The 10420-nt window shown below is 71.3% G+C and carries 11 protein-coding genes; 8 read left to right on the top strand and 3 right to left on the bottom strand.

Annotation, left to right across the window (positions count from 1 at the left end; translation table 11 throughout):
• Window positions 1-53 precede the first annotated feature (53 nt).
• Window positions 54-542 (bottom strand): SgcJ/EcaC family oxidoreductase, encoded by a 489-nt coding sequence (locus tag AB5J55_RS17315; RefSeq protein ID WP_369271546.1) that lies wholly within the window; start codon window positions 540-542, stop codon window positions 54-56.
• A 46-nt stretch (window positions 543-588) separates the two neighbouring features.
• Window positions 589-1212: a TetR/AcrR family transcriptional regulator gene (locus AB5J55_RS17310; RefSeq protein WP_369271545.1), complete on the bottom strand. Its 624-nt coding sequence runs from the start codon at window positions 1210-1212 to the stop codon at window positions 589-591.
• A gap of 115 nt (window positions 1213-1327) precedes the next feature.
• Here AB5J55_RS17310 and AB5J55_RS17305 point away from each other — a divergent pair, with 115 nt between their 5' ends.
• On the top strand, window positions 1328-2209 hold the full coding sequence (locus AB5J55_RS17305; protein ID WP_369271544.1) for a hypothetical protein: 882 nt from the start codon (window positions 1328-1330) through the stop codon (window positions 2207-2209).
• Between the two features lie 242 nt (window positions 2210-2451).
• Here the strand turns inward: AB5J55_RS17305 and AB5J55_RS17300 are convergent, their stop codons facing one another.
• On the bottom strand, window positions 2452-2637 hold the full coding sequence (locus tag AB5J55_RS17300; protein ID WP_369271543.1) for an Rv0909 family putative TA system antitoxin: 186 nt from the start codon (window positions 2635-2637) through the stop codon (window positions 2452-2454).
• 201 nt (window positions 2638-2838) lie between these two features.
• Here AB5J55_RS17300 and AB5J55_RS17295 point away from each other — a divergent pair, with 201 nt between their 5' ends.
• The 7 genes from AB5J55_RS17295 to AB5J55_RS17265 all read left to right on the top strand — a co-directional run bounded on the left by AB5J55_RS17295 (window position 2839) and on the right by AB5J55_RS17265 (window position 10268).
• The gene (locus AB5J55_RS17295) at window positions 2839-3606 is read left to right on the top strand and encodes an HNH endonuclease family protein (protein WP_369276216.1); all 768 of its coding nucleotides are present in this window, start codon (window positions 2839-2841) and stop codon (window positions 3604-3606) included.
• Window positions 3607-3670: 64 nt separating this feature from the next.
• Window positions 3671-4414 carry an N-acetyltransferase gene (locus tag AB5J55_RS17290; protein ID WP_369271542.1) on the top strand — a complete coding sequence of 248 codons (744 nt, stop codon included), beginning with the start codon at window positions 3671-3673 and terminating at the stop codon, window positions 4412-4414.
• A 188-nt stretch (window positions 4415-4602) separates the two neighbouring features.
• A complete protein-coding gene (locus AB5J55_RS17285) occupies window positions 4603-5256 on the top strand; it encodes a hypothetical protein (RefSeq protein ID WP_369271541.1) in 654 nt (217 codons plus the stop codon).
• 38 nt (window positions 5257-5294) lie between these two features.
• Window positions 5295-6788 carry a protein kinase gene (locus AB5J55_RS17280; RefSeq protein WP_369276215.1) on the top strand — a complete coding sequence of 498 codons (1494 nt, stop codon included), beginning with the start codon at window positions 5295-5297 and terminating at the stop codon, window positions 6786-6788.
• A 314-nt stretch (window positions 6789-7102) separates the two neighbouring features.
• Window positions 7103-7747 carry a SurA N-terminal domain-containing protein gene (locus AB5J55_RS17275; protein ID WP_369271540.1) on the top strand — a complete coding sequence of 215 codons (645 nt, stop codon included), beginning with the start codon at window positions 7103-7105 and terminating at the stop codon, window positions 7745-7747.
• A gap of 159 nt (window positions 7748-7906) precedes the next feature.
• On the top strand, window positions 7907-8884 hold the full coding sequence (locus tag AB5J55_RS17270) for a nucleoside triphosphate pyrophosphohydrolase (protein ID WP_369271539.1): 978 nt from the start codon (window positions 7907-7909) through the stop codon (window positions 8882-8884).
• Window positions 8885-8966: 82 nt separating this feature from the next.
• The gene (locus AB5J55_RS17265; protein ID WP_369271538.1) at window positions 8967-10268 is read left to right on the top strand and encodes a cytochrome P450; all 1302 of its coding nucleotides are present in this window, start codon (window positions 8967-8969) and stop codon (window positions 10266-10268) included.
• The last annotated feature ends 152 nt before the right edge of the window (window positions 10269-10420 follow it).

Below are 10420 nucleotides of genomic sequence, written 5' to 3'. Positions count from 1 at the left end.
CGGGCGATCCCGGGGCCGTGGACGGGCGGGCGGGCGGCCGGCGCGGGCGGGCCCTAGTCGACCCGCACCTCGGTGTTCTGGCAGGCGTGCAGCAGCCACCGGCCGTCGCCCTGCTTGGTCATGACGTACAGCGGGGCGCCCTCCGTGTCGCCGCTCGGTGAGTGGTACACCTGGCGGACCTTGACGGCCGCCACGTCGGGCCGCAGGAACTGCGCGTGCGCCACCTCGTAGGTGACCTCGCCGTCCCAGGTGGCAGCGGGCAGCACGGCGCGGGTGAACTCGGCGATGGCGTCGAAGCCGATGAGGACCTTGCCGTGGGCGGTCGTCCACAGGGCGTCGGAGTGGAAGAGCGCGAGGAAGCCTTCGGCGTCCTTGGCGCGCTGGGTGCGCTCGACGGTGGCGACGACCCGTGCGATGGCCTTGAGGTCCGCCTCTTCGACAGCCTTGATGTCGGCGTTCCGGACGGACTCGGTCTCGCCGATCCGGGCGGCCTCGCTACCGGCGGGCTGCAGGGAGTTGTCGTCTGCGGTTTCAGTGGTCATGCCGACCACTCTGAGACCTCAAGTGGACTTGAGGTCAAGCCATGTCTCAGGGTCCGGTCCGGAACATCATCGCCGCCAGTGTCCGGAACACCTCCTCGGGGTCCTTGTCGCCGACCGGGCCGTCCAGGTTGTGGCCGAGGAGCAGCGTGGCGAAGCCGTGCGCCAGGGACCAGGCGGCGACGCCGGCCAGGCGGGCGTCGATGCCGAGGCTCTCGGGCCGTACGGCGGAGACGGCGCCGCGCAGCGCGTCGCCGGCCAGGGTGCGCGCCGTGGTCAGTTCCAGGTCGTCGGTGCGCAGTAGCTCGGGTGTGAACATCACCTGGAAGTGTGCGGGGTGCTCGCGTGCGAAGCGGACGTAGCGCACGCCGGCGTCCTTCAAATCCGCGGCCTCGTTGAGCGTGCCCGCGAGCAGACCGAATCCCTCTGCGGCGATCGCCGTGAGCAGTCCGGTGCGGTCCTTGAAGTGGTGGGCCGGTGCGGCGTGCGAGACACCGGCGCGCCGGGCGAGGTCACGCAGGCTCAGTGCGGAGGGGCCGTCGGCGGCGATGACATCCAGCGCGGCGGTGAGGATGGCGCGGCGCAGGTCGCCGTGGTGGTAGGGGCGGCGGGGGGCATGAGCGCCGCGGGGCGGCGGCTGCTGGGAACGGGGTGGCTGCGGTGCGGGGGGCATGGGCAGCAGCGTACGCACAATCTAGGCATTGACAAGTTCTGGCGCGTCCGGCAATCTTGTCAGTGTCAAGTTGCACTGGGTTGGGGATCCGGAACTTCGAACGGGGGATTGCGTCATGGTCAAGCACGAGGGGCAGCTGGGGCTGGATCGCGTACGTCAGCTCTGGCACCTGCTGGAGCCTCTTCACGCGGTGCTGTACTACGCGCCGGCAGTCTTCGAGGAGGCCGCGGCGCTCGGTTACGACACCGAGGAGCGCTGGCCGAGCTACTTCCCTTACCGTGCAGCGCCGTTGGGGGCGATCGGTGCGGAACGGGTCGCGTCCGCGTTCTACAGCTTCAGCCCTCGCATGGTCGCCGAGCACATCGACCCCGCGTGGAAGATCGCGAGTGCCGAGGCGCTGCTTCAGGCGCGGGTGCGGGGGATCGACCGGGCCTACCGCGCGATACTCGGCGACCGGACGGACAGCCCCGAGATGGCGGAAGCCGCAGCCCTCGCCCGCCGGGTTGCCGAGGCGGCGGACATCGCGGGCCGCCCGCTCGCCGCGGCCCATGCCGCCCTGGAGTGGCCGCGGGCCCCGCACCTCCAGCTCTGGCACGCGGCGACAATCCTGCGCGAGCACCGAGGTGACGGCCACATAGCTGCCCTGATGGTGGCCGGCCTCGACCCGGTCGAGTCCCTGGTGTCCTTCGCCGCGATAGGTGCCGCGTCGGTCGAGCGCTTCGAGAGTCGCGGCTGGACCCCGGCGCAATGGACGTCAGCCCGGGAACGCCTTACCGCCCGGGGTCTGATCGACGCCGACGGTACGGCCACGGAGGCGGGCCGCGAACTCCGCCGCACCGTCGAGGAGCACACCGACCAACTTGCCGCCGGACCTTGGCAGTCACTTACTCAGGACGAGATCGACCGCCTCGTGGAGCTGCTGGGGGAGTTCTGGGTGGCCGTGCTGTCCTCCGGCCTGCTGCCGTCGGAGACTACGTTGGGGATCGGCAGGGTCTGAGGAGTTCCGGGGAGCCCGCTGGGGGAGCGGGAGCCGAGGGGCAGGGGGCCTGGACGCAACCCGACAACCGTGAAGCCGCCCGCGGGAGTTGGGTCCCGCGGACGGCCTCTGGGTCTGAGGTGGTGCGCTGAGAGCCTGTGGCTCGGGCGCCGACAGGTGCGCTGAGGTGTGCCTGTGCCCCGGCGTCGGCGCCCTGCCCTACGGTCGCGTGGGCCTCCGTGGGCCTCAAGCCCTACGGCTGCCTATGGCTGCTCGGGCGGCCGGTCGCGATCCATGCCCGTTCCGCGCTCCATCCGTTGCTGCGCGTCGTCGACCTGGCTCTCGTACTTGTTGCCCGTCTTCTCGTTCGCCTTCCGTTCCGCGGTGTCGGACATGTCCCTGGTCTTGTCCTGCGCGTGACGGTTCTTGAACTTGTCGAAGATGCCCATGCAGAGCTCCTTCCCGAGGTGACTCACCACCGACGATACGCCCGGGTTGTGAAGTATGCCTGCCTGGCTCCGAGGTGGTCTGGACCTCTCGAGTGCCGCCGTGCGCCGGGTCGCTACCGTGTGCACGACGGTGTACCGGGGAATGCCGCCTGTGCGGGGCGGAACGGGCTCAACGGGCGGCAAGGGAGGGGACGCATCGTGATGCGTCGAAGGGGCGGGGCGGCCGGCGCCGCGGCGGTGCTCGGCATGGTGCTGGTACTGGCGGGGTGCGAGAACGTCGATCTGCGCGTGGACGAGGAGCCCTCCGGCTCCGCCCCGGCCGCGGGCAGCGGCCGGGCAGTGAGCCCACTGGACAACCCGGACGGCACGAAGGCGGGCCTCGCGCCCCTCACCTCGGACGCCGACCGGGCCGAGGCGCGGGTCCTGATCGAGAAGGTGGCGACCAAGGGCCGCGGCCCGAAGACGGGCTACGACCGCGACGAGTTCGGTTACGCCTGGATGGACTCGGCCCCGGGCGGCGTCCCGTTCTCCCGCAACGGTTGCGACACCCGAAACGACCTGCTCAAGCGCGACGGTGAGGACGTCCGTCACCGCTCCGGCTCCGACTGTGTCGTGGCCTCCATGACCCTGCACGACCCGTACACGGGCCGGACGATCGAGTGGGCCAAGTCCCGCGCCACGACCGTACAGATCGACCACGTCATGCCGCTGTCGTACGACTGGCAGATGGGCGCCGCCCGTTGGCCCAAGGGCAAGCGCCAGGACATCGCCAACGACCCCCTCAACCTCATACCGGTCGACGGCCCGACCAACAGCTCCAAGGGCGACTCCGGCCCCGCGTCCTGGCTGCCCCCGAACAAGCGGATCCGCTGCTCGTACGCGGTGCGTTTCGCCCAGGTCTCGCTGAAGTACGAACTTCCGGTGACGGCCGCCGACAAGGAGATGATGCTCCGCCAGTGCGGCGGCTGACACCCTGGTCCGCGCCCCCGAAAACAGCTTCCCGGTGCGGCCGGTTACGCCTACGGTGACCGGCATGGAGCTGAAGGTATCGAGCCTCGCAGAGCGCCCCGAGATGCTCGAACGGGTCATGGAAATGCCGGACACCTGGCACAAGTTCACGACCCAGGACCTGGTGGGCAGCGCCCACTACGGCCGGATCCCGCGCGAACTCCCGCAGTACGCGCTGTTCGCCGAGGACGAGCGCGGCGAGGTCGTCGCCCACGCCTTCAGCGTCCCGTTCGCCCTCGCCACCGAGGGCCGTGGCCGGCTGCCCGCCCGAGGCTGGGACGAGGTGCTCGTGTGGGCCTTCGCCGACCTGCGCGCCGGCGTCCGCCCCGACACGGTCAGCGCCACCTCCGTCGTCGTCGCCCCGCACGCCCAGGGCAGCGGTCTGTCCGCCCGGATGCTCTCCGCGATGCGCGACAACGCCCGGGCCCACGGCTTCAGCGAGGTCGTCGCCCCGGTCCGCCCCAGCGCCAAGCACCTCGAACCGCACACCCCCATCGAGGAGTACGCCCACCGCGTACGCCCCGACGGCCTGCCGCACGACCCGTGGCTGCGCGTCCATGCCCGCGCCGGCGCCACCATCGACTCCATCGCGCCGGTCTCCATGACCGTCGCCGGCTCCCTGGAGCAGTGGCGCCGCTGGACCGGACTGCCCTTCGACACGGCGGGCGACATCGAGGTGCCGGGCGCGCTGGTGCCGGTGCGGTGCGAGCCGGAGCGGGACTGCGCGGTGTATGTCGAGCCCAACGTGTGGATGCGACACCCGCTGTGACGCGGAAGCGAGGCCTCCGCGACCTCCGCCGTTATACGAAGTGATCAGCTCGGCAACGGTTCGGTACAACCGGTGACCGTATGTCGGTGTCGGCCTATACGCTCGAAGCGACAATCGCACGACCGAGGTTGCCCCGCACCGGGCAGGACCGGCCGTCCGTACGCCCACTTCAGGCAACAGGAGCAGCCATGCAAGGCCACGGCTACACGCAGCCGGTGAAGCAGCCGCCGCCCACCGGGTGGCTGGTCTTCCTGCGCCTGCTGTTCGTCGTGATCTCCGTGCTGAGCTTCGGCCTGCTGACGTGGACGATGATGCTGCGGCTGGCCATCGTGACCCGCAAGCCCCTCGACTGGGCCCTGTTCGCGGCCTCGATCGTGGTGGAGTTCCTCGGCCTGTACATGATCGGCTCCGAGCCCGGCGACGAGATCCACACCGCGGGCGGTTGGTTGGGCCTAGCCCTCCTCCTGGGCGGCCTCGTGGCCGCGATCGCGTACTACCTCTCCGCGGACATACGCCACTTCCACCAGCTCCGCTTCCCGGGCTACGGCGCCCAGCGGCCCTCCGTCCCGGGCCAGTCCTACGGCTATCCGCAGGCCGGGTCGCCGTACACCGCCACGACGGTGTCGCAGTCGGCGCCGATACCCGGGACTCCGATACCCCAGGCACCGGGCCCCCAGACCCCGACATCCCAGACGCCGATGCCCCGGACCCCCGTCCCGCCGCCCCCGCAGCGCCCCGCGCCCGCACGCATCGACCAGGTGCGCGCCGAGCTCGACGAGCTCAGTGACTACCTGCGCAAGCACGACGGCCGCCAGGACGGCGACCCCGAGGGCGACAGGTGACCGTGACGACAGGACGTGTCGTCGCCGACCGCTATGAACTGTCCACGCTCATCGGACAGGGCGGCATGGGACAGGTCTGGACGGCGTACGACCAGCGGCTCGACCGGCGCGTGGCCGTGAAGCTGCTGCGCCCCGACAAGGTGGCCGGGCAGGAGGCGGGCGAACTGCGCCGCCGGTTCGAGCGCGAGTGCCGGGTCACCGCGCAGGTCGACCACCCCGGGCTGGTCACCGTGCACGACGCGGGCAGCGCGGGCGAGGAGCTGTTCCTCGTCATGCAGTACGTCGACGGCGTCGACCTGGCCGGCCATCTCGCCGAGCACGACCCCTACCCCTGGCAGTGGGCCGTGGCGGTCGCCGCGCAACTGTGCGCCGTACTGAGCGCCGTGCACGCCGTGCCGATCGTCCACCGCGACCTCAAGCCGCGCAACGTGATGGTGAAGCAGGACGGCACGGTCACCGTCCTCGACCTCGGCGTCGCCTCCGTGATGGACGCCGACACCACCCGCCTCACCCACACCGGCACCCCCATCGGCTCGCCCGCCTACATGGCCCCCGAGCAGGCGATGGGCGGCGCGGTCGGCCCGTACACCGACCTGTACGCGCTCGGCGTGGTCCTGCACGAACTCCTCAGCGGCGACGTGCCGTTCTCCGGCTCGACCGCGCTCGGCGTGCTGCACCGGCACCTGTACGAGCCGCCGCTGCCCGTGCGCCGGATCCGCCCCGAGGTCCCCGAGGCACTCGAGGCCCTGGTCCTGCGCCTGCTCACGAAGGACCCGCAGCAGCGCCCCGCCTCCGCCCAGGAGGTGTACGAGGATCTGGCGCCGCTCCTGCCCGCGCGCGGGATGCCCACCGGCTCGCCCCTCGACCCCACGCGCCCCTTCCTGCGCCCGCACGCACCCTGGCCGGACCGCGCCCGCACCCCCGCGCCGCAGCCCGCCCCGGCCACACCCGGCCCGCCCGCCACCGACAAGCCGGACGTCGCGCGCGCCGTCGACGAGGTCAAGCGCCTCCTCGGCGAGGGCCGTATCACCCAGGCCGTCGACATCCTCGGCTCGATCCTGCCGGCCGCCGCCGAACAGCACGGCGAGCATTCCCCGGTCGTGCGCAGCCTGCGCAAGCAGTACGCGGCCACGCTCATGGACGACGGCCAGTACCGGCGCGCGCTGCCCGAGCTGCGCCGCCTCGCCGACGAGCGCGCTGCCGAGGCCGGTCAGGCCGACCCGCAGTCCCTGCGCTTCCGCTACGACGCCGCCCAGTGCCTGGAACAGCTCGGCGAACCGGCGGCCGCGCTCGCCGAGTACCGCCGCCTGCTGCCTTACTACGAGAACCAGTACGTCTCCGGCGACCCCCAGCTCGCCCACGACGTCCGCCGCCGCATCGGCCACCTTCTGCTCGCCCTCGGCGACCGTCCCGCCGCCCACGACACCCTGGCCCGCCTGCTGCACGACGTGGAACGCCTGCACGGCCCCGGCCACCCGCTCGCGACGGAGGTACGACGGACCTTGCAGTGGCTGGGGCAGGTGCGCGGCTAGGCCCTGTCGTTTGGATCAGCTCGGCTGTGAGGGTCGGTTCCTGTCGACGCGGAGCGTCGGTGACCGACGGCAACGCGGCAGATGTGCGTGCCAGGGCCCGCGACGCCGAGATGATCCAAACGACAGGGCCTGGTTCCCGCCCGGCTGCTCGGCTGCGTGGCTGCCCGGCGCAAGTGGGCCGGGCGGGGGTGCTTCGGTGCCCGAAGTCCTGGCGAATCGTTGGTCGAATGGGTTGGCCAGAGCTTGCCCACTGCCTACCATCGATCACCGCAAGACTTTGTGCACCGCCGCACAAGCTCCCTCAGGAGGTCTCCTTGCACCGCCGCCGTCGTACCGCGCTCCTTCTCTCCGCCGCGATCGCCGCGGCGCCCCTGCTGACCGCCTGCGGAAGCGACGCGCATCCCGGTGCGGCGGCCGTCGTCGGCGGCCAGCGGATCACCGTCGCGCAGCTGGAGAACCGGGTCGGCGAGGTACGCGCCGCACAGCGCGAGGCCGTCCCCGACGACGCCCAGTACGCGCAGGTCATCGCCAAGTCCGGGACCCTTCCGCGGGACGTCCTGCACACCATGGTTCTCGACCAGGTGCTGCACCGGGCCGCCCAGGACGCGGGCGTGACCGTCACCCGCAAGGAGCTCCAGGAGATGCGCGGCGGCCTGGAGAAGCAGGTCGGTGGCGCCAAGGCGCTGGAGACGGCCTGGCTCCAGCAGTACGGCATCCCGCCGCAGCGCCTCGACGAGAACCTCCGCCTCCAGCTGGAAGCGGAGAAACTCGCCACCTCCCTCGGCACCGACACCGGCAAGCCCGCCTTCTGGAACGCCCTGGCCGAGGCGTCCAAGAAGCTCGACATCGACCTCAATCCGCGCTACGGCACCTGGGACGTCCAAAAGAGCGGCCGGGCGGACGCGAAGACGCCGTGGGTGCGCGAGGTGACGGCGACGGGTACGCAGGAGACGGCGTAGCGGAAGGGGCAGCCGCCCCCAGGTGAACAGGCGAGGGGGCAGCCGCCACAGCCGCCCCCGTGAACAGGCGAGGGCGGACCCACCTGGCCTCCCCACCCTGTGGACAACTTGCCTGTGGACAACTCGGGGGCCGTCGGCGAGGTGGGTTACGTTCGGATCGTGAACGCAACCAGTCCCGAAGCCGCCCCCGGCCGCATCGTCCTGCTCACCACCAGCCACCGTGTCGCGCCCGGCCTGCTGTCCTGGCCCGCCTGGCAGGCGCTGCACGCGGCCGACCGTGTGCTGTGCGCGGACGGCGCGCACCCCCAGCTGCCGTATCTGCGCGAGGCAGGCATAGCGGTCGACGAGAACGCCCCGACCGCCGAGCAGCTGATCGACGCGTGCGCCGGCGGCCGCACGGTCGTGGTCGTGGCGACGGGCGAGGGCGAGCCGGCCCTGACGGACGGCCTGGCACGCCTCGCGGGCTCCGGACGTGTCAGCATGCCGGAACTGGAACTGCTCCCCGCCTCCTACGACCTGCCCGGCGCCCGACTCCTCGACCTGGTCCAGGTCATGGACCGGATCCGCGTCGAGTGCCCGTGGTCCTCCCAGCAGACCCACAAGGGCCTGGCGAAGTACGGCATCGAGGAGGCCTACGAACTCGTCGAGGCGATCGAGGACGGCGACCGCGACGAACTCCGCGAGGAACTGGGCGACGTCCTGCTGCAGGTCGTCTTCCACTCCCGTATAGCCGAGGAGGACCCGGAGTCCCCCTTCTCCATCGACGACGTGGCCGGCGGCATCGTCACCAAGCTCATCCACCGCCACCCGCACGTCTTCGGCGACGAGACGGCGACGACCCCCGAGGAGGTCAAGGAGCACTGGCTGCGCACGAAGGCGGCGGAGAAGCAGCGCGAGTCGGTGACCGACGGAATCCCGCTGGGACAGCCGGGCCTGGCACTGGCCGCGAAGCTGGCGTCGCGGGTGCGTACGGCGGGCCTGGAGGTGCCGCTGCCGACGGGGGACGGCCTCGGCTACGAGCTCCTCGCGATGGCGGTCCGCGCGGAGGCCGCCGGGGTGGACCCGGAGGCGGCCCTGAGAGTCGCGGCTCGGACCTACCGGGACGCGGTGCGGGCTGCTGAGGGGGTGTCCCCTTGATAGGCAGAGGGGGCCGGTAAGGGAGGGGGAGGGGGCCGGATCAGGGCGCGGGAGCCGCGCCGGCAACGGATACCGTCAGGGAGTGACCAACCAGCCCACCAACCAGCCCACCCCCACCGGCACCACCTCCGGACCCCCCGAACCCCCCGACCTCTTCACCTGGGAGTTCGCGACCGACCCGTACCCCGCCTACGCCTGGCTCCGCGAGCACGCCCCGGTCCACCGGACCCGGCTGCCCAGCGGCGTGGAGGCCTGGCTGGTCACCCGGTACGCCGATGCCAAGCAGACCCTCGCCGACAACCGGCTCTCCAAGAACCCGGCCCACCACGACGAGCCCGCGCACGCCAAGGGCAAGACCGGCATCCCCGGTGAGCGCAAGGCCGAGCTCATGACGCATCTGCTCAACATCGACCCGCCGGACCACACCAGGCTGCGCAGGCTCGTCTCCAAGGCCTTCACGCCCCGCAGGGTCGCCGAGTTCGAGCCTCGGGTGCAGGAGCTGACGGACCGTCTGATCGACCAGTTCGCGGCGAAGGGGAGCGCCGACCTCATCCACGAGTTCGCCTTCCCGCTCCCCATCTACGCCATCTGCGACCTGCTCGGCGTCCCCCGCGAGGACCAGGACGACTTCCGGGACTGGGCGGGCATGATGATCCGTCACCAGGGCGGCCCTCGCGGCGGTGTCGCGCGGTCGGTGAAGAAGATGCGGGGCTATCTGGCCGACCTCATCCACCGCAAGCGGGAAGCCCTGCCCGAGGAGCCCACGCCCGGGGAGGACCTCATCTCCGGTCTCATCCGGGCCTCCGACCACGGAGAGCACCTCACCGAGAACGAGGCCGCGGCGATGGCCTTTATCCTCCTTTTTGCCGGTTTTGAGACGACCGTGAATCTGATCGGCAACGGCGTCTACGCGCTGCTCACCCACCCCGAGCAGCGCGCCCGGCTGCAGACGTCCCTGGCTGCCGAGGAGACCGGCCTCCTCGAAACCGGCGTGGAGGAACTCCTGCGCTACGACGGCCCCGTCGAGCTCGCCACCTGGCGCTTCGCCACCGAGCCGCTCACCATCGGCGGGCAGGAAATCGCGGCCGGCGACCCCGTTCTCGTCGTCCTGGCCGCCGCCGACCGGGACCCGGAGCGGTTCGCCGACCCCGACGTCCTCGACCTCGGCCGCCGCGACAACCAGCACCTCGGCTACGGCCACGGCATCCACTACTGCCTCGGCGCCCCGTTGGCCCGACTGGAGGGCCAGACCGCCCTCGCCACCCTCCTCACCCGTCTCCCGGATCTCCGACTCGCCGTGGACCCGGGGGAGTTGAGGTGGCGCGGAGGTCTCATCATGCGAGGGCTGCGCACACTTCCGGTGGATTTCACACCAGTTAGGTGAGTGCGTCCACCTAGTCAAACGTGACACGCGCTCAAGTCTGTGATCTTCACGTGATCTACGCGGCATTAACTTGTGACAAGTGATCGTCTGCCTATACGTTCACGGATCAACGACGGCGCCAGGTTTCACGCGCCGCGCTCACTGCTGCCTCG

Source organism: Streptomyces sp. R11, from assembly GCF_041051905.1.
Taxonomy (GTDB): domain Bacteria; phylum Actinomycetota; class Actinomycetes; order Streptomycetales; family Streptomycetaceae; genus Streptomyces.
The sequence above is the reverse complement of the archived record's forward strand: the minus strand, read 5'-3'. Positions and strand labels throughout refer to the sequence as shown.

What these genes read in the sequence shown, in the direction of transcription:
- AB5J55_RS17290 (WP_369271542.1), top strand. Translation starts at nt 3,671, where the DNA reads ATGGAGCTGAAGGTATCGAGCCTCGCAGAGCGCCCCGAGATGCTCGAA.
- AB5J55_RS17310 (WP_369271545.1), bottom strand. Translation starts at nt 1,212, where the DNA reads ATGCCCCCCGCACCGCAGCCACCCCGTTCCCAGCAGCCGCCGCCCCGC.
- AB5J55_RS17300 (WP_369271543.1), bottom strand. Translation starts at nt 2,637, where the DNA reads ATGGGCATCTTCGACAAGTTCAAGAACCGTCACGCGCAGGACAAGACC.
- AB5J55_RS17315 (WP_369271546.1), bottom strand. Translation starts at nt 542, where the DNA reads ATGACCACTGAAACCGCAGACGACAACTCCCTGCAGCCCGCCGGTAGC.
- AB5J55_RS17295 (WP_369276216.1), top strand. Translation starts at nt 2,839, where the DNA reads ATGCGTCGAAGGGGCGGGGCGGCCGGCGCCGCGGCGGTGCTCGGCATG.
- AB5J55_RS17305 (WP_369271544.1), top strand. Translation starts at nt 1,328, where the DNA reads ATGGTCAAGCACGAGGGGCAGCTGGGGCTGGATCGCGTACGTCAGCTC.
- AB5J55_RS17285 (WP_369271541.1), top strand. Translation starts at nt 4,603, where the DNA reads ATGCAAGGCCACGGCTACACGCAGCCGGTGAAGCAGCCGCCGCCCACC.